The 18,503-nt window shown below is 72.2% G+C and carries 17 protein-coding genes; 9 read left to right on the forward strand and 8 right to left on the reverse strand.

Going from position 1 to position 18,503, the window contains the following annotated elements; genetic code table 11:
- On the forward strand, nt 1-378 hold a 378-nt coding region (locus tag ACIPN7_RS28825; RefSeq protein WP_400550486.1), incomplete at its 5' end, for a chromate transporter.
- A gap of 19 nt (nt 379-397) precedes the next feature.
- Here ACIPN7_RS28825 and ACIPN7_RS28830 read toward each other — a convergent pair.
- Nucleotides 398-775 (reverse strand): ArsR/SmtB family transcription factor, encoded by a 378-nt coding sequence (locus ACIPN7_RS28830; protein WP_400550488.1) that lies wholly within the window; start codon nt 773-775, stop codon nt 398-400.
- Between the two features lie 83 nt (nt 776-858).
- Between ACIPN7_RS28830 and ACIPN7_RS28835 the strand changes: the two genes are divergently transcribed.
- The gene (locus ACIPN7_RS28835; RefSeq protein WP_400550490.1) at nt 859-2,376 is read left to right on the forward strand and encodes an FAD-dependent oxidoreductase; all 1,518 of its coding nucleotides are present in this window, start codon (nt 859-861) and stop codon (nt 2,374-2,376) included.
- A 45-nt stretch (nt 2,377-2,421) separates the two neighbouring features.
- Here the strand turns inward: ACIPN7_RS28835 and ACIPN7_RS28840 are convergent, their stop codons facing one another.
- The 5 genes from ACIPN7_RS28840 to ACIPN7_RS28860 form a co-directional block, all read right to left on the reverse strand.
- A complete protein-coding gene (locus ACIPN7_RS28840; protein ID WP_400550492.1) occupies nt 2,422-4,134 on the reverse strand; it encodes an FAD-dependent oxidoreductase in 1,713 nt (570 codons plus the stop codon).
- Nucleotides 4,131-4,856, reverse strand: a complete 726-nt coding sequence (locus ACIPN7_RS28845) for an aquaporin (protein ID WP_400550592.1) — start codon at nt 4,854-4,856, stop codon at nt 4,131-4,133. Before ACIPN7_RS28845 ends, ACIPN7_RS28840 begins: the two co-directional genes overlap by 4 nt.
- Nucleotides 4,857-4,933: 77 nt before the next feature.
- Nucleotides 4,934-5,359, reverse strand: coding sequence for an arsenate reductase ArsC (locus tag ACIPN7_RS28850; RefSeq protein ID WP_400550494.1), 426 nt, complete (start codon nt 5,357-5,359; stop codon nt 4,934-4,936).
- 25 nt (nt 5,360-5,384) lie between these two features.
- A complete protein-coding gene (locus ACIPN7_RS28855; protein ID WP_400550496.1) occupies nt 5,385-6,416 on the reverse strand; it encodes a metalloregulator ArsR/SmtB family transcription factor in 1,032 nt (343 codons plus the stop codon).
- Nucleotides 6,417-6,482: 66 nt separating this feature from the next.
- Complete coding sequence (locus ACIPN7_RS28860) at nt 6,483-8,195, reverse strand: DUF1349 domain-containing protein (protein ID WP_400550498.1); 1,713 nt, start codon at nt 8,193-8,195, stop codon at nt 6,483-6,485.
- Nucleotides 8,196-8,479: 284 nt separating this feature from the next.
- Between ACIPN7_RS28860 and ACIPN7_RS28865 the strand changes: the two genes are divergently transcribed.
- The 7 genes from ACIPN7_RS28865 to ACIPN7_RS28895 all read left to right on the forward strand — a co-directional run bounded on the left by ACIPN7_RS28865 (nt 8,480) and on the right by ACIPN7_RS28895 (nt 17,252).
- A complete protein-coding gene (locus ACIPN7_RS28865) occupies nt 8,480-9,598 on the forward strand; it encodes a LacI family DNA-binding transcriptional regulator (protein WP_400550500.1) in 1,119 nt (372 codons plus the stop codon).
- The gene (locus tag ACIPN7_RS28870) at nt 9,595-11,217 is read left to right on the forward strand and encodes an FAD-dependent oxidoreductase (protein ID WP_400550502.1); all 1,623 of its coding nucleotides are present in this window, start codon (nt 9,595-9,597) and stop codon (nt 11,215-11,217) included. Before ACIPN7_RS28865 ends, ACIPN7_RS28870 begins: the two co-directional genes overlap by 4 nt.
- Before the next feature lie 27 nt (nt 11,218-11,244).
- Nucleotides 11,245-12,558, forward strand: coding sequence for an ABC transporter substrate-binding protein (locus ACIPN7_RS28875; RefSeq protein WP_400550504.1), 1,314 nt, complete (start codon nt 11,245-11,247; stop codon nt 12,556-12,558).
- Between the two features lie 2 nt (nt 12,559-12,560).
- A complete protein-coding gene (locus tag ACIPN7_RS28880; protein WP_400550506.1) occupies nt 12,561-13,451 on the forward strand; it encodes a carbohydrate ABC transporter permease in 891 nt (296 codons plus the stop codon).
- Nucleotides 13,441-14,403, forward strand: a complete 963-nt coding sequence (locus ACIPN7_RS28885) for a carbohydrate ABC transporter permease (RefSeq protein ID WP_400550508.1) — start codon at nt 13,441-13,443, stop codon at nt 14,401-14,403. Before ACIPN7_RS28880 ends, ACIPN7_RS28885 begins: the two co-directional genes overlap by 11 nt.
- A gap of 175 nt (nt 14,404-14,578) precedes the next feature.
- Nucleotides 14,579-16,420: a BCCT family transporter gene (locus tag ACIPN7_RS28890; protein ID WP_400550509.1), complete on the forward strand. Its 1,842-nt coding sequence runs from the start codon at nt 14,579-14,581 to the stop codon at nt 16,418-16,420.
- 43 nt (nt 16,421-16,463) lie between these two features.
- Nucleotides 16,464-17,252, forward strand: a complete 789-nt coding sequence (locus tag ACIPN7_RS28895; RefSeq protein WP_400550511.1) for a GNAT family N-acetyltransferase — start codon at nt 16,464-16,466, stop codon at nt 17,250-17,252.
- Here the strand turns inward: ACIPN7_RS28895 and ACIPN7_RS28900 are convergent.
- Both ACIPN7_RS28900 and ACIPN7_RS28905 read right to left on the reverse strand, forming a co-directional pair.
- Nucleotides 17,234-17,773: a GNAT family N-acetyltransferase gene (locus ACIPN7_RS28900; RefSeq protein WP_400550513.1), complete on the reverse strand. Its 540-nt coding sequence runs from the start codon at nt 17,771-17,773 to the stop codon at nt 17,234-17,236. The two genes, ACIPN7_RS28895 and ACIPN7_RS28900, sit on opposite strands and share 19 nt — an antisense overlap.
- A gap of 9 nt (nt 17,774-17,782) precedes the next feature.
- Complete coding sequence (locus ACIPN7_RS28905; protein WP_400550515.1) at nt 17,783-18,364, reverse strand: histone deacetylase; 582 nt, start codon at nt 18,362-18,364, stop codon at nt 17,783-17,785.
- Between the last annotated feature and the right edge of the window lie 139 nt (nt 18,365-18,503).

Genomic DNA, 18,503 nt, shown 5'->3' on the forward strand with positions numbered 1-18,503 from the left:
CTCGGCGCGCTGCTGACCACCTGGGTCACGTTCGTGCCCTCGTTCCTGTTCATCTTTCTCGGCGCGCCCTACGTCGAGCGGCTGCGCGGCAACCGCACCCTGTCCGCCGCGCTCACCGCGATCACGGCGGCGGTGGTCGGCGTCATCGCCAACCTCGCCCTGTACTTCACCACGCACACCCTGTTCACCGGCTCCACCACCTGGACCGCCGGACCGCTGAGCCTCGACATCCCGGACGTCACAAGCCTGGAACCGGTCGCGCTCGGCATCGCCGCCCTGGCCGCGCTGCTGCTCTTCGTCGTCCGCTGGTCGGTGCTGCGCACCCTCGGCGTGTGCGCGGTGCTCGGCCTCGCCCTCGGGCTGGCCGGGCTGGTCTGACCGCCTCGGCCGGGCAGGATCAGACCGTCGCCTCCGTGAGCAGCACCCCGAGCCGGTTCAGCGCTCCCGGCACCACCGAGTAGTAGGCCCACTTGCCGCGCTGCTCGCGGGTGAGCAGGCCGGCGTCGACCATCAGCTTGAGGTGGTGGCTCACCGTGGGCTGCGACAGCCCGACCGGTTCGGTGAGGTCGCAGACGCACGCCTCGCCACCGTCGTGCGCCGCGACGATCGACAGCAGGCGCACTCGGGTGGGGTCACCGAGAGCCTTGAACACCCGGGCCAGCTCGGCGGCCGTCTGCGGGTCCGCCGCCTCGCGCACGAGGGGCGCGCAGCATGCGCCCGACGCCGCATCCGGGCTGGTGCGCGACGTGTCCGTCAGGGTGAGAGTGGTGACCATGCCCCCATCTTGCCACGCATCGAAGATTATGGATATGTTGCACACGTCAACCCATCGAGAAACTTCGATCTGAGGAGTGGGTCATGTCCGAGACGTCCCGCGAGAACCTGCCCGTCGTCGTCATCGGCGCCGGGCCGGTCGGCCTCGCTGCCGCGGCGCACCTGCTGGAACGCGGCCTGGAGCCGCTCGTGCTGGAGGCCGGCGGCGGCCCCGGCGCCGCCGTCGCGTCGTGGGGCCACGTGCGCCTCTTCTCCCCGTGGCGGTACGACGTCGACGCCGCCGCCCGCCGGCTGCTGACGGGAACGGGCTGGTCGGAGCCCAACCCGGACGCGCTTCCCACCGGTCGTGACCTGGTGGAGAACTACCTGACGCCCCTGGCCGACGCCCTCGGCGACCGCGTCCGCTACGACGCCCGCGTCACCGACGTCGCCCGGGACGGCGCGGACCGGTCCCGGTCGCTGGGCCGCGAGCGCCGTCCCTACCTGGTGCGGTACACCGCCGGCGGGCAGGTCCGGGAGACCCGGGCCGGCGCGGTCATCGACGCCTCGGGCACCTTCGGCACGCCGAACCCGCTCGGGCTGTCGGGCCTCCCGGCGATCGGCGAGGAATCGGCGGACGGCCACCTGAGCGGTGCCCTGCCCGATGTGCTGGGTGCCGACCGGGAGCGCTTTGCCGGGCGCACCACCCTGGTGGTGGGCATGGGCCACTCCGCGGCGAACACCCTGCTCGGCCTGGTCGAGCTGGCCCAGGCCGAGCCCGCCACGCGGATCGTCTGGGCCATCCGCGGGGGTTCCCCGCGGCGCCTGTACGGCGGCGGGTCGGACGACGAGCTGCCCGCCCGCGGCCTGCTCGGCACCCGCCTGCGCGACGCCGTCGAGGCCGGCGGCGTGCGGCTGCTGACCCGGGTCGAGATCGAACGGCTCGAGCCCGTGGAGTCGGGCGCCGTGCGCGTGCTGGGCGCGTCGCGCGAGGACGGCGCCGACGGCGTCCTGGACCTGCGCGTGGACATGATCGTCAACGCCACGGGGTTCCGGCCCGACCTGGGCATGCTGCGCGAGGTGCGCCTCGACCTGGATCCCGTGGTCGAGGCGCCGCGCGCCATCGCGCCCCTGATCGACCCCAATCTCCACTCCTGCGGCACGGTGCCCGCGCACGGCGAGACGGAGCTGGCTCACCCCGACGACGGGTTCTACCTGGTCGGCATGAAGTCCTACGGCCGGGCGCCGACGTTCCTGCTGGCCACCGGGTACGAGCAGGTGCGGTCCGTGGTCGCGGCCCTGGCGGGGGACCGCGCCGCGGCCGACGCCGTCGAGCTGGACCTGCCGCAGACCGGCGTCTGCTCCTCGGACCTGGCGTTCGCCGCGGACGCGGACGGCGTGGTCTCCTCGGCGGCCCTGGCGCTGGCGGACGTGTCAGGCGGCGGCTGCTGCGGTGCGCCGGCCGGCCCGCAGGCGGTGACCCTCGGCCTGGGTGCGCCCGCCGATTCGGCGGGCGACTGCGGCGGTGGTTCCGGGTCGACGTCGAGCTGTGACTCCGCGCCCGAGCCGGTCAAGGTCGGGTTCGCGACCGGAGTCGAGCACGGCCGCTCCGGAGACGAGTGATCCCGCGATGACGGGAGGGTGTGAGCCCGGGCGCGTTGCCCGGGCTCACACCCTCCCGTCTTCGCCGTTCGGCTGGTGAGCAGTGGCCCAGGCCTGGTAGTTCTTGTTGCCGCCGGAGAGGTTGTAGACCTGCTCGAACCCGAGGTTGCGCAGCACGTTCTGTCCCGCGTTCCCCGTCACGCCCTTGTTGCAGTACGTCACCGTCAGCACGGCCGGGTCCAGCTCGCTCGATCGAACCCGCAGTTCTGCGAGCGGAATGTGCAGTGATCCGTCCACGAAGCCCTTGGCCCGGTCCTTGGCCGAGCGCACGTCCACGACCTGGATCTTCTCGCCGTCCGCCCGACGCCGGGCCAGCTCGGACGGCGTGATCAGCGGCGCACTCCCGTGGATTGCATTCGTCAGCGCCATGCCCGTGTAGTGCACAGGGTCCTTCGTGGTCGCGTACGTCGGGGAGTAGGCCAGGTCCAGGTGGAACAGGTCGGCCACGTCGGCGCCGAAGGTGATGGCCGTGGCCAGGATGTCGATCCGTTTGTCCGCCCCGGACCCGCCGATCGCCTGGGCGCCCAGGAGCCGCCCGGAGGCGCGGTCGGCGACCGCCTTGATCAGCAGAGGCTTGCCGCCGAGGTACTCCGGCCGGTCGGGCTTGATGTTGTGCAGCACCTCGACGTCGTACCCGGCCGCACGGGCCTGGTCCTCCGTCAGTCCGGTCTGGGCCACCGCCACGTCGAAGACCCGCACGATCGAGGTGCCCAGGATGCCGCGATGCTCCAGGGTGCCGCCGGTGATCGCATCGCCGGTGATACGGCCCATCTTGTTCGCCGTCGACCCCAGCGGCACCCAGGCCGGTTCACCGGTGATCAGGTTGAACGACTCGGCCACGTCACCCACGGCCCACACGTGCGGCACGTCGGTGCGCCCCTGCCGGTCGACGGCGACCGCTCCGGTCGGTCCGATCGTCACACCGGCCTGCCGGGCAAGCTCCAGGTTCGGCCGCACGCCCACCGAGACGATCACCAGGTCGGCGGGCACGGACTCGCCGTCGTCCGGTGAGCCCACGCGGACACCGGTCACGCCGTCCGCGTCGCCCTCGATCGCTGCGACCCGAGCGGACACGCGCAGGTCGACGTCGCTGCGGCGTAGCTCGGCGTCCACGCGCGCCGACATGTCCGCATCCATCCGCGGCATGGCGTGCTCCAGAGCCTCGACCACCGTCACCGCGATGCCGCGCCCGGTCAGCTGCTCGGTCATCTCCAGGCCGATGTACCCGGCGCCGACCACGACGGCCCGGCGCGCCTGACGGGACTCGATCCAGTCGCGGATCGCCCGCGCGTCCGTGGGGTTACGCACGGTGAACACGCCGGGAAGGTCGACGCCGGGCAGGGGCGGGACCACGCTGCGCACGCCGGTGGCCAGGACGAGCTCGTCGTACGAGTCCTCGAACGTGACCTCCGAGGCCAGGTCACGCACGGTGACGCTCCGCGCCGCCGGGTCCACGGCGATCACCTCGTGTCCGGTGCGGACGTCGACGTCATACCGGGCCTTGAACCATTCGGCGTCGCGCGGCGTCAGTTCGTCGATGGTCTCGACCTCGCCGCCCACGAAATAGGGCAGGCCACAGCCGGAGTAGGAGATGTCGTGGTCACGCTCGTAGACGGTGATGCGGGCGGTCTCGGTGTTGCGCCGAGCCTTCGCGGCGGCCGAGGTGCCCGCCGCAACCGATCCGACGACGACGATCTTGGGGGACGGCGAGGTGCTCACAGGGTTTCCTCTGGTTGACGGGCGGCGGTCGGCCCGTTGTTCTCGATCTGCAGGACTGGCGTCCGGGGGAACAGGGCCGCGGCGATCAGCACGCCGAGCGCCCCGCCCACCAGCTGGGCGGCGACGAACGGCAGCACCGAGGTGGGGGCGATACCGGCGAAGGTGTCGCTGAGCATCCGCCCGAGGGTCACGGCGGGGTTGGCGAACGACGTCGACGAGGTGAACCAGTAGGCCGCGCCGATGTAGGCGCCGACCGCCGCCGGGATCCAGCCGGTACGTCCGGAGCGCTGCAGCCCGAGGATCACCACCACCAGGCCCGTGGTCGCCACGACCTCCGCGAGCAGGTGCGGGCCGGTCGCGCGGTCGTTCGTCGACAGGCCCGCCGGGACGCCGAACATCGCGTTGGCCAGCAGGACGCCCCCGACGGCCCCCGCGACCTGCGCGAGGACGTAGACGCCGCCGTGCCCTGCGCTCACGCCGGAACCGTCGCGGCGACCGGTGAACCAGTCCACGCCGGTGATCACCGGGTTGAGGTGTGCTCCGCTGACCGGGCCGAGCACCGCGATCAGCACCGCGAGCCCGAGGGTCGTGGCCAGGCTGTTCTGCAGGAGCTGCAGCCCGACGTCGTCCGGGGACAGGCTCTGCGCCGCGACACCGGACCCGACCACGATCGCCACCAGCAGTCCCGTCCCCAGGGCTTCGGCGAGGGCGCGACGCCACAGTTCCGGCCGGGTTGCGGCGTCCGGCGCGGCGGGCTCGGGCCCGACCCGTCGGGCGGTACGTGCCGAGAGGTCGTGCGTCACGCGGTGGGCTCCACGCCGAGCTGCGCCAGCAGGCCGCGCACGCGGTGCTCGATCTCGTCGCGGATGGGCCGCACCGCCTCGATGCCCTGGCCGGCCGGGTCGTCGAGCTCCCAGTCCTGGTAGTCCTTGCCGGGGTAGTAGGGGCAGGCGTCCCCGCAGCCCATGGTGATGACGACGTCGGAGGCCCGCACGGCCTCGTCCGTCAGCACCTTGGGCTGCTCGGCGCGGATGTCGATGCCGCGCTCCAGCATGGCCTCGACGGCGGTCGGGTTGATCATCTGCGCGGGCATGGACCCGGCCGAGCGCACCTCGACGGCGTCCCCGGACAGCTCGCGCAGGAATCCCGCGGCCATCTGGGAGCGGCCCGCGTTGTGCACGCAGACGAACAGGGCGGACGGCTTGCTGGTCTCGGTGCTGCTCATGAGGTTCTCCGGCTCTTGCGGTGGGTCAGGCGGCCTGGGTGGACAGGTCGGCGAGCAGGGCGCGCACGCGCTCGTCGAGCTCGTCGCGGATCGCGGCGACGCCGGCGGGGGAGGCGAGGGCGGGGTCGCCCACCATCCAGTCCTCGTACCGGGTGCCGGGCAGCACCGGGCAGACGTCGCCGCAGCCCATGGTCACCACGACGTCGGCCGCGCGGACCGCGTCGTCGGTCAGGGGCTTGGGGTAGAAGCGGGTCACGTCGTCCACCTCGTCGGCGGCCGCGGCGTCGCCGAGCTCCTCCAGGAGCCCGCGGACGCCGGCGTGCACGTCGGCCGCGGGGGCCGAGCCGGCGGAGCGGACCACCACCCGGTCGCCCGCGTGGTGCCGCATCAGGGCGGCGGCGAGCTGGGACCGCCCGGCGTTGGCCACGCAGACGAACAGCACCTGCGGCGGACGTCGTGCGCCGTCCGCGCCGGTCTCGCGCGCGTGCGCCTGCTCCGCGTCGACGATGCGCTGCCGGGCGAAGTGCTCGGTGAGCGGGACCAGGTGGGTGGCCTCGCCGCCCCGGCGGGCCAGCGCGGTGTACGACTCGCGGACCACCCGCACGCACTCGCCCCGCGGCGTCGCCGGGAATCGCTCGGCCAGCGAGGCGGCGAGCCGGTCGAGGGCCGGATCGACGTTCTCCAGCGCGGTCAGGTGCGCCCGGCCCGCCACGTCGACCGCCGCCGGGGCGAACCGGTCCAGCAGCGTGTGCACCGCGCCGCGGTAGGCCGGCTCGATGCGGTACCAGACCGAGGTGCCCCGCCGGTCCGCGGTCAGCAGGCCGACGTCGCGCAGCACCTTGAGGTGGTGGGACACCGTGGGCTGCGACACGTCGGTCAGCGTGGCGAGCTCGCCCACGGTGACCTCGCCGTCCGGGCTCGTCGCGATGGCCGACAGCATGCGCAGCCGCAGCGGTTCGGCCAGGGCCTTGAGCGTGGACGCCACGGCTGTCGCGGCGTCCACGCCCATCGCGTGCGACTCCAGCCCGCGCGCGCCTGACGGGGTGAGTGCAGTCATCGCCGTCCTCCGGTATATCGACTGGTGTCTATGTTGACAGTTGTCGATACAGGACGGCAAGTCTGGTCAGGCGCAGCCGGCCAGCTCGTCCTCGTCCGGCGTGAACCGGATCCAGTCGAAGGCCGCCGTGAGCTCGGGCGTGGCCGCCGGCCCCCGGTAGGCGAACGGCCCGACGTCGGTCGCGTCGAGCTGGCCGGCCGGGGTGGCACGCCCGAGGTTGACGAACGTCGCGCCGTCCACGCTGTACGACGCGGTCAGCCACTCGCCGTGGTGGGTGATCCGCAGCCACACGGTGTCGCCCGTCTCCGGCGGGGCCAGCGCGGAGTCCTCCGCCGTCCACGCGTTGTTCTGGTCCACCCCGTTGTTGCGCCAGACGAAGTCGAACCGCTTGCCGGCGTCGACGTGCGAGATGTCGATCCGCACCGAGTTGGCGTCGTCGCGCCGCACGATCAGGCCGGCCTGCTGGAAGTTGACCTGCGGATCGAGCGTGACCTGCGTGGTCACCTCCCAGGGAGTTCCCGGCACCGGCTGCAGCAGCAGCGGGGCCGACGTCGAGTTGCCGGGGTAGGTCGGGATGCGCCACGCGCCGTCGGCCACGAGCGAGCGGTCCAGGGTGCCCCGCACCGACGTCGACCACAGGGTGCGGTCGAGCGCGTCGCCGTCGAGCTCGTCGGAGCCCGCGCCGGTGCACTGCGCGTACATCGGGTCCTCGGGGCGAGTGTTGAGCGGGTCCCGGACGCCGTCGGGGTCGAGCACCGCGTGCCCGACCGTCGTGTGCGACCGCTCGCCGTACTCGTAGATCAGGTGCGTCCTGCCGCGGTCGGTGACGATCTGCGGGGACGACGCCCGTCCGGCCTCGGGCGGCGCCGGGCGCGGGACGAACAGCGGCTCGGGCTCGCCCACGTCGGTGAGGGTCCGGTCCACCTGGCGCGCGAAGATCGTGCCGACGGTGGAGCCGTAGACGATGTAGTTGCGGCCCTTCCAGCGCCACAGGTCGGCGGCCGACACGTTCGTACCCTCCGCCGGGCCGGGCGTCACGATGGGCTCGGGCTCGACCTGCCAGTCCCGCCCGTCCCGCGAATAGGCCAGGTTGATGTGCCGCACGTTCGTGTCGTAGTTGGTCATGAACAGCATCGCCCAGCGCTGCGGCGACGACCGGTCGGGGTTGGGGAAGACCCGCGCATACGACGTCTCGGTGGCGTGCCGGCCGGGCTGGGCGGCGTCGACCATCTCGGTGGTGACCGCCTCGTCGCCGTAGTCGAAGGTCACGCCGTCGGTCGAGGTCGCGTAGCGGGTCACCGTGTTGTCGCCGTGGAAGTACAGGTACATCCGGCGCTCGGCGGCGTTCCACACCGCGTCGGGAGAGGAGACGTGCGGCACGTCGTAGATGCCCTCCCACTGGTTCGAGACCACCGGGCTGCCCTCGTACTGGGTCCACGGCCCGTCGAGGGAGTCGGCGTACATCAGGTTGATGCCGCCCGGGTCGTCGTGCGGTGCGTAGTAGACGTACCACTCGCCCAGCGGGTCCCTCAGGTGTGCCCCGGCATGGAACACCGACGGGAAGATGAACTCCTGGTTGGGGTTGTGCGGGAGCGTGTCGTCGAGCGGGTCGACGATCGCGCCGGTCGACGTGAAGACCGGCAGCGCGGCCCCGGGCGCGCCGTGCGCGGGCTCCGCGGACGGCGGTGGGGTCGCCGCCTGGGTCACCCCGGGTATCAGCGCGACCACGAGGGCGAGCGCGGCGCCGGCGAGGGCTCGGCGCGCGGTGAGAACAGCCATGATGCGTACTCCTTCGTCGCAGTGCCATGACGTCGTGTGTCACGACCGCGCCAGCCTTCGGGCGCACCGGACGGCCGGTCAAGGGTGGTAATCAAGTCCATCGACACGGCCGCTGATAATGCGCCACATCCGGCGCCGGTGGCGGCCCAGGCGCCCGTTCGCGCCCGCACGGGCCCGCCGGGGCGGGTTGCTAATAATGCGCATCATCAGATTGACCGCACGCTCGGCGTCCCGTGAGACTCCCGGGGTCAACGATGACCCGACCGGGCGTTCGAGGAGGAGCCGTGCCACGTCGTCGCATCACCCAGACGGACGTCGCCGCCATGGCGGGCGTCAGCCAGGCCACCGTCTCGTTCGTGCTCAACGGCAGCACGCCGGCCGGCGTGCGGATCAGCGAGGAGACGCGCCAGCGCGTGCTGGACGCCATCCGCATCACGGGCTACACGGCCAACCCGGCCGCGCAGCGCCTCGCGGGCGGGCTCGCCCAGATCCTCGGCGTGTTCACGTACGAGGCCACGTTCCCGCGTGCCAGCCGCGACTTCTACGGGCCGTTCCTGACCGGGATCGAGCACGCCGCCGAGCGGCTCGGCGTGGACATCCTGCTGTTCACCAGCGCCCCCGTGGCGGACGGCCGTCGCCGGCTCACCCGGGACGGCTGGCAGCGGCTCGGCGTGGCCGACGGCTGCCTGCTGCTCGGGCAGCACGAGCACCGTGGCGAGCTGCAGCACCTGCTCGACACCAACTACCCGTTCGTCTTCATCGGCAAGCGCGGCAGCGACGGGGGCCGGCTGCCCTACGTGGGCGCCGACTACGTGGGCGGCACCGTGCGGCAGATCGACCGCCTCGTCGCCCACGGTCACCAGCGCATCGGCTACGTGGGGATGCGCGGCACCGACCAGCCCACGCTCGACCGCGTCGAGGGCTACCGCACCGCGATGAAGACCCACGGGCTCACCACGCGGTTCGTCGAGCTGGAGGACGTCGCCGCCACCGCGGCCGAGATCGTCGACCAGCGCTTCACCGCCGTCGTCGTGGCCCCGGAGAACCACCCCGAGGAGCTCGCCGACGAGCTCGAACGGCGCGGCCGGCGCGTGCCCGACGACGTCTCGGTGCTGCTGCTCGGGCAGCCGCACCACCCGCGGCGCGGCGGCCGGCAGTGGTCCGGCTTCTCCGTGCCCCGCGAGGAGATGGGCGCCCGCGCGCTCTACCTCCTCTCGCGCCTCGTGTCGGACGACGAGCCGCGGCGGGAGCGCGACACCCGGCGGCCCGCCGCCGTGACGGACGCCGAGCTGCACCAGGTCCTCGTGTGTCCGGACGTGGAGGGCGCCACCGTCGCGCCGCCGCCCCCAAGCACCGGAACAGGCTCCCGAACCGACACAGACGACAGGACGGACCACGCGTGACCCATCAAGACCTGCAGACCGACGTGCTCGTGGTGGGCGCCGGCCTCGGCGGCATCGCCGCCGCGCTGGCCGCCGCCGACCGGGGCGCGAGCGTCGTCCTCACCGAGGAGCACCCGTGGATCGGGGGGCAGCTGACGTCGCAGGGCGTGCCGCCGGACGAGCACCCCTGGGTCGAGCGGTTCGGCGTGACGGCCCGCTACCGCGCGCTGCGCGACGGCATCCGCGACGTCTACCGCCGGCGCTACCCGCTGACGGGCGGGGCGCGGGACTGGGCGGAGCTCAACCCGGGCGCCGGGTGGGTGTCCAAGCTGTGCCACGAGCCGCGGGTCGCGGTGGGCGTGCTGGAGGAGATGCTCGCCCCCTACCGTTCGGCGGGTCGCATCCGGATGCTGGAGCGCGTCCGCCCGACGTCGGCCACCACCGACGGCGACCGGGTCACCTCGGTGACGCTCCGGTCCGTCGTGGACGGCGAGGACGTGACGGTCGTCGCGGCCTACACGATCGACGCGACCGAGACCGGCGAGCTCCTGCCGCTGACCGGCACGGAGTACGTCACCGGGTTCGAGTCCCGGCACGAGACGGGGGAGCCCAGCGCCCCGGACGAGGCCCAGCCGGACAACGTCCAGGCCCTGAGCGTGTGCTTCGTCGTCGAGCACGCGGACGGCGACCACACCATCGAGAAGCCCGAGCGCTACGACTTCTGGCGCACCTACGCGCCCGCCGCCTGGGGCGGCGAGCAGCTCCTGTCGTGGACGGCGCCCAACCCGCGCACGCTCGCGCTGGAGAAGCGGTCGTTCACCCCCAACCCGGGCGACGACCCGCTCGCCGTGGACGCCGACCAGTCGAAGAACGCCGGCGACGGCAACCTGTGGCTGTTCCGCCGCATCGCCGCGCGCGACCTGCACGCGCCGGGGTTCTATGCCAGCGACCTGTGCCTGGTGAACTGGCCGAGCATCGACTACTTCCTGGGCCACGTGCTGGACGTGCCGCGCGAGGAGGAGGAGGCGCGGATCGCCGACGCGCGGCAGCTCAGCCTCTCGATGCTCTACTGGATGCAGACCGAGGCGCCGCGGCCCGACGGCGGCACGGGGTTCCCGGGCCTGCGCCTGCGCCCCGACGTCATGGGCAACGCGGACGGGCTGGCCCAGGCCGCCTACCACCGCGAGTCCCGTCGCATCAAGGCGGTCACGACGGTCACCGAGAACGACGTCTCCTACGCCGTGCGCGGCGACCGGGGCGCCACCCGGTACGCGGACTCGGTCGGCGTGGGCATGTACCGGATCGACCTGCACCCCTCCACGGGCGGCGACACCTACATCGACGTGCCGTCCACCCCGTTCGAGATCCCGCTCGGCGCCCTGCTGCCGCGGCGCACGACCAACCTGCTCGCCGGCAACAAGAACATCGGCACCACCCACATCACGAACGGGTGCTACCGGCTGCACCCGGTCGAGTGGAACGTGGGCGAGGCCGCCGGACACCTGGCCGCGCACTGCCTCGCCACCGGCCGCACCCCGCACGCGGTCCAGTCCGAGCCGGACCTGCTCGCCGACTACCAGACCGAGCTCGTCGCCTCCGGCGTCGAGCTCCGCTGGCCGGCTGAGGCCCACCCCTACTGACGCACCCCACTGTTCAAAGGAGAACTGATGTCTGCACTGCACCCCCGGACCCGCAGGACGGCGGGAACCGCCGCCGTCCTCGGGACGGCCCTGGCCCTGACCGCGTGCGCGGGCGGGACCGACGCGCCCGTGGGCGAGCCCGAGACCCCGTCCGAGCCGGTCGACCTGCGGATGACCGTCTGGACGGCGGACGAGACCCAGCTCGACCTCTTCCAGTCCATCGCGGACGCCTACGTGGCCGACAACCCGGAGCTGGTCTCGAGCGTGACGTTCGAGACCATCCCGTTCGAGGACTACACGACGGCACTGACCACCCAGCTCGCGGGCGGCAACGCCCCGGACCTGGCGTGGATCTTCGAGAGCAACGCCCCGGAGTTCGTGGCCAGCGGCGCGCTCGTGGACCTGGCCCCGGTGCTCGAGGGCACCGACGGCTACGCGTACGACGACCTGGTGCCCAGCGCCCTGTCGCTGTGGCAGGACGGCGAGGGGCTGTACGCCTACCCCTTCTCCAACAGCCCCTTCGCGATGTTCGTCAACACCGACCAGATCGAGGCGGCGGGCCAGCCCAACCCGGTCGACCTGGTCGCGGACGGCACGTGGACCTTCGACGCCGCCCGGGACATCGCCGCGGCGACGGCCGCGGACTCCGGCAAGCAGGGTCTGGTGGTGCGGGACTTCGACTACCAGGCGTGGGAGAACCTGGCCACGGTCTGGTCGGGGTGGAAGGCGGCCCCGTGGAGCGCGGACGGGACGCAGTGCACCTTCACGGAGCCGGAGATGGTCGACGCCATGACCTGGTTCCACGACGCCGTGTTCACCGACGGCGCCCTGCCGACGCCGGGCACCACCGCCGACTTCTTTGCCGGTGACGCCGCGATGACGATCACCCAGATCAGCCGGGCGTCGTCGCTCGACGACTCCTTCCACTGGGACATCGTGCCGATGCCCGAGGGCCCGGCCGGCAAGCAGAACGTCGTGGGCCAGGCCGGGGTCGGGGTCTTCGCCGCGAGCGAGCACCCGGACGTCGCCGCCGACTTCCTCGCGTACTTCACCAACCCGGAGAACGCCGAGCAGCTCGCCGCCTACTTCCCGCCGCCCCGCCAGTCCCTGCTCAACGGGGACAGCCTGGCCGCCGCCAACCCGAAGCTCACCGCCGACCAGCTCGAGGCCGTGGTCGTCGAGGGCGTCGAGGACGCGGTGACCAAGCCGGCGCACAAGAACTTCGCCAAGCTGTCGGAGACGGTGCGCGCCGAGCTCGACGCGCTCTGGGTCGAGGACGCCGACGTCGAGGCCGTCCTGGCCGACACCTGCTCGGCGATCACGCCGCTGCTGGAGGACTGATCGTGGCAACGGCGTCAGCGGCGGTACGCCGCGACTGGCTCGTCGGGTACACCATGGTCGCCCCGGTGGTCCTGGGGTCCCTCGCGTTCGTCGTCCTGCCGCTCGGCATGGTGGTCTGGTACTCCCTGCACGAGTGGAACGTCCTGGCGAACACCTTCACGTTCGTCGGGGCGGAGAACTACCAGCGGATGGCGTCCGACCCGGGGCTGGGGGACGCGCTCCTGGCGACCGTGTGGTTCTCGATCGGGCTCGTCGTGGTGAACATCGCGCTGGCGCTGTTGCTCGCCGTCCTGCTCAACCAGAAGCTGCCCGGCACCACCACGTTCCGGACCTTCTTCTTCTCGCCGGTCGTCGTCTCGCTGGTCGCCTGGACCATCGTCTGGAGCTTCCTGCTCCAGGCCGACGGCGGCATCAACGGGTTCCTGGAGCAGGTCGGCGTCCAGGGGCCGAACTGGCTGCGGCACCCCACCACGGCCATGATCGCCGTGATCATCGTCCAGGTGTTCAAGAACGTCGGGCTGAACATGATCCTGTTCCTCGCCGCGCTGCAGGGCGTGCCCGAGGAGCTGCAGGAGGCGGCCCGGCTGGACGGGGCCGGCGCGTGGCGGCGGTTCCGCTCGATCACCCTGCCGCTGATCAGCCCGACGATCCTGCTGGTCTCGATCATCACGATCGTCGGCTCGCTCGAGGTGTTCGCGCAGATCGACGTGCTGACCGGCGGCGGTCCGGGGAACTCGACCACGGTCCTCGTCTACTACCTGTACCAGCAGGCGTTCCGGTTCAACGAGTTCGGCTACGCCAGCGCGCTGGCGGTGCTGCTGTTCCTCATCGTCCTCGTACTGACGCTGCTGCAGTGGCAGTCGCGCAAGAGGTGGGTCTTCCATGAAGTCTGACGTGATGCCCGCGCCCGCCCCCGGCCGGCCCGGGCCCAGCGCCCCGGCCGTGCCGCCGGACGACACCCGGGACGGCACGACCGGTGGCCAGGCGCCGCGCCGCGGCCTGGGCGCCAGGGCCCGCCGCAGCCTGACCCGCTGGCTGCTCGTGCTGCTCCTGGCCGTGCTGAGCGTGCCGTTCGTCTTCCCCACCTGGTGGATGGCGACCTCCAGCCTCAAGCCGATGAGCGAGATCCTGCGCCGGGTGCCGACCATCTGGCCGCAGGACCCGTCGCTGGAGGCGTACGGGCGGGTGTTCACGCTGCAGCCGTTCGCGCAGCAGTACTGGAACTCGCTCTACATCGCGCTGCTGGTCACGGTCGGCACCATGCTCGTGGCGGCGATGGCGGGCTACGCGTTCGCGCGGATCCGCTTCCCCGGGGCCAACGCCCTGTTCGTGCTGGTGCTCGTGGGCCTGCTGGTGCCGTCCGAGGTGACGATTGTCCCCCTGTTCCGCATCGTCAACAGCCTCGGGCTCATCAACACGCACTGGCCGCTGATCGTCATCCCGGTGCTCGGGGCGCCCGCCGTCCTGGCTGTGTTCATCATGCGCCAGTTCTTCCTGGGGCTGCCGACCGAGCTGGAGGAGGCGGGCCGGATCGACGGCCTGGGGCGCTGGGGCGTCTTCTGGCGCATCGCCGTCCCGCTGTCGCGGTCCGCACTGGGTGCCGTGGCGATCTTCACGTTCCTCAAGTCCTGGAACCTGTACCTCGAACCCGTCGTGTACCTGTCCAGCAAGGAGAACTTCACGCTCCCGCAGGCCCTGACGCAGTACGTCGACGCCTACGGCGGCCCCATGTGGAACGTCCAGCTAGCAGCGACGACGCTCACCGTGCTGCCCGTCCTGGCCGTGTTCCTCGTGGCGCAGAAGCAGTTCGTCCAGGGGCTCGCGCACAGCGGCCTCAAGGGCTGACCGACGGCGGCGCGCTCCCGGGGCGTGCCGCCGTCCTCGCCTCCCCTCGCCGGGGTGAAAAGCAGGTGTGATGCTAACGTGAAGCGCTCTGTAAATCGCCGCTTCATGTGTAAAGGAGTCCTGGCCCTCCCGTGTGACCACCCGGCAGACCCGGGCGGAAAGGAGGGCCGCTGTGATGAGTACTTCAGAAACCACCAAGACTCTGCTGGGGCGTGTCCAGCACGCCGCACGCCGGGTCGAACGGGCTGCTCTCGGGCCTCAGGACCAGCGCGTCGGCACCGACCGGATCGTCTTCGGCGTCGCCGGGCTGATCGCTCTCGCCTTCATCGTGTGGGGCTTCGTCAGCCCCGACAGCCTCGGCTCGGTGGCCGACAGCGCGCTGAGCGGCGTCCTGAAGAACTTCGGCTGGCTGTTCGTCAGCGCGGCCACGATCTTCACGATCTTCGTGATCGTCGTGGCGATGGGCAGGTTCGGCAAGATCCCCCTGGGCCAGGACGGCGAGAAGCCGCAGTTCTCCACCCCGTCCTGGATCGCGATGATGTTCGCGACCGGCATGGGCATCGGCCTCATGTTCTACGGCGTGGGCGAGCCGCTCTACTTCTACATGGCGCCCCCGCCCGGCACCGTCGACGGGTCCACCCCCGCAGCCGCGTCCACCGCGATGGGGCAGACCCTGTTCCACTGGACCCTCTACCCCTGGGCGATGTACGCCATCGTGGGCCTCGGCATGGCCTACGGCACCTACCGTCTGGGCCGCGCGCAGCTGTTCAGCTCGATGTTCACCTCGCTGTTCGGCCGCAAGGCCGTCAACGGCGCGGGCGGCCGGGTCATCAACATCCTCGCCATCCTCGCGACCCTGTTCGGCTCCGCCTGCTCCCTGGGCCTCGGCGCCCTGCAGATCGGCGGCGGCATCCAGCACTCAGGCGTCATGGAGTCGGTCGGCACGGCCACGCTCGTGGTCATCATCGCCATCCTGACCTGCCTGTTCGTCCTCTCGGCCGTCTCCGGCATCGAGCGCGGCATCCAGTGGCTGTCCAACGCCAACATGTGGCTCGCGCTCCTGCTCGCGATCATCGTCTTCATCGGCGGACCCACGCTGTTCATCCTCAACGTGCTGCCCGCCTCCCTCGGCGCCTTCGTCGGCAACCTGCCGGAGATGGCCTCGCGGACCGCGGCGTCGGGCGACCAGGCGCTCGCGGACTGGATGGGCTCGTGGACCATCTTCTACTGGGCCTGGTGGGTGTCCTGGACGCCGTTCGTCGGCCCGTTCATCGCCCGCATCTCGCGCGGACGCACCGTGCGCCAGTTCGTCACCGGCGTGCTGCTGGTGCCCTCGATCGTGTCCACGGTGTGGTTCGCGATCTTCGGCGGCGGCGCCATCGGCCTGCAGGAGCGCGCCGAGCAGGCGCAGGACACGGGCGCGGCCCTCGCCGCGATCGGTCAGGGCGGGGCCGACATCAACTTCGACCTCATCTTCTTCCAGCTGCTCGGCGCCCTGCCGGTGCCCGGCTGGGTCGGGATCGCGCTGATGATCCTCGCCGTCGTGCTCGTGGCGATCTTCTTCGTCACCGGCGCCGACTCGGCCTCGATCATCATGGGCGGGCTGTCCGAGAACGGCGCCGAGAACCCCACCAAGAAGTCGGTGATCTTCTGGGGCGTCAGCACCGGCGCCGTGGCCGCGGCGATGCTGCTGGCCGGCGGCGACGATCCGGCCGCCGCGCTGAACGGCCTGAAGAACATCACCATCGTCTCGGCCCTGCCGTTCGTCGTGGTGATGCTCGTGCTCTGCGTGGCGCTGTGGAAGGACCTCTCCAGCGACCCGCTGGTCCTCAAACGGGAGCTGGCGGTGCAGGTGCTGGCCGAGACGGTCGACGCCGGCGTCGAGAAGCACGACGGCGAGCCGTTCGAGCTCTCCACGTCGGCGTCGGCCCCCGAGGCGGATGCGGACGACACCCCGGCGACCCCGGAGAACGGGGTGCCGCTCGTCGCCGACGGCGGCACGGTCGTCAAGGACTGATATTCCGTTGCCGGGCTCCGGCCCGGCAACGGAACATCGCCCTATGACCGACACCTCGCGCCTGCTCCAGGCCTACGACGAACAGCTCCGCACCGACGCCGAGACGCCGAGCGCGATCTCCGTGACCCTTCTCGGGCCCGTGCGCCTGGTGACCTTCCTGGGCGGGCGCGGCTTCGTCACCTACCGCGACCTCGGCGGGGCCGACGAGGCACGGGTGCAGGAGCTCGTCGAGGAGGCCGTTGCCCACTTCCGGGCCGACGGCGGCATCACGAAGGTCGAGTGGAAGACCCGCGGCCACGACCACGCGCCGGGGCTGCACGAGGCGCTGCTGAAGCACGGGTTCGTCCCCGAGGAGCCCGAGTCGATCATGATCGGCGACGCCGCGGCCCTCGCGGTCGACGTCCCGCTGCCCGACGGCGTCACGCTGCGCCGCGTCACCGAGGAGCCGGACGTGCGCGCCATGTGCGCCATGCAGGACGAGGTGTTCGGCAGCCCGGTGTCCGACAGGACGGCGAACGCGATCCTGCGCCGGCAGGCGATCGACCCCGAGATGGAGCTGTGGGTCGCGGACGCCGACGGCCAGATCGTGACCGCGGGCCGGCTGGAGCCCGTGCCGGGTACCGACTTCGCCGGGATCTGGGGCGGCAGCACCCGCCCGGAGTGGCGGGGCAAGGGCATCTACCGGGCGCTCACGGCGGCCCGCGCGCGCTCGGCCCTCGCCCAGGGCAAGACCCTGATCCACAGCGACTCCACCGAGTACTCCCGCCCGATCCTGGAGCGCTACGGCTTCGCCCGGGTGTCCACCACGACGCCCTACTCCTGGGAGCGCTGACGCCGTCGGCCCATGATGTTCGCCCGCTCGGTGACGCCGGCGTACCGGAACCCGGGCACCAGGTCCACGAAGCCGAGACGGCGGTAGAGCACCTTGGCCCGGTCGGCGGGGTCCGCGGTGGTGGACAACAGGATGTGACGGTGCGCGGCCCGGCCGAGCAGCTCCCGCATCAGCGCCGTCCCCAGGCCTCGCCCCTGGTGCTCCGGCAGGACCTCCAGCTCGTTCAGCTCGAACGCGTCCTCGGTCCACTCGCCGTGCCCGGCACGCTCCAGCGCCGGCCCCACCTGCTGCGGCCACCAGTGGCCGGGCTGGTAGTCGAACCCGTACACGAACCCCACCAGCGCCTCGCCCTCGAACGCGCCGAGCGTCAGCGCGCCGTCGTACAGCGGCAGGTAGGCGAGCCGGGTGTCCCGGAAGTGGTCGCGCCGCTCGTCGGAGTAGCCGAACGCCCGCTGGAACACCCCGGCGATCTCGTCGGCGCGCCGGAGCACCTCGGAGGTCTCCAGCGCGCGGATCGTCATGTGCGCACGCTAGCGCCGCCGGGCGGCGCCGTCGCGAGGGACGACCGACGCCAGGTAGGTTCGCACCTCGGCGTCGGACCAGCCATACGCCTCGCGCAGGCCCGCGGCGATCGTCGCGAGGTAGGCGGGGGACGGCGCCGTGTGGGGCCGCCCGGCGTGCCCGTGCGGCGCGGTGAAGGTGAGCATCGGCAGCCCGTCCAGCCGCCCGACGGCGATCAGCGTCTCGTACCGCCCCGGCCCCGCGGTGTGGCGCCGCGCGATACCCGAGCGGAGCGTGGCCTCCAGCGGATCGTCGAGGCCGGGGACGCGGTGCATCTCCTGGGCCGCGATGTCGGCGAGCTGGGCGGCGGTGATCCGGTAGGCGCGGGCCGGCGTCGGACCCACGGCGTCGTGGTCGTAGAACGCCGTGCCGCCGCCCCAGACGGCGGAGTCGCCCGCGAACCAGAGGCGTCCGGGCAGCTCGACCGCCCGGTCCTCGCGCGGCATGGTGCCGTCGCGCGCCCCGGGGTAGCGGCGTCGTGCACCGGGCGGGCACCCGCCCTCGAGGTAGCAGGCCAGCCGGGCCCGGGCCATGTTGGACCCGTAGCTCACGTACCAGACCTCTGTACTCAGCGGACGCTCCTCGGGTGCCGGGGGTCCGGAACACGCTACGTGGTATGCCACCGGCTGGGAACCGCGGCGGCCGTCGACGGCCCGGGACGACGGGCCCCGGGCGGAACGCGAGAAGCGC

The organism is Promicromonospora sp. NPDC090134, from assembly GCF_044746965.1.
Taxonomy (GTDB): Bacteria; Actinomycetota; Actinomycetes; order Actinomycetales; family Cellulomonadaceae; genus Promicromonospora.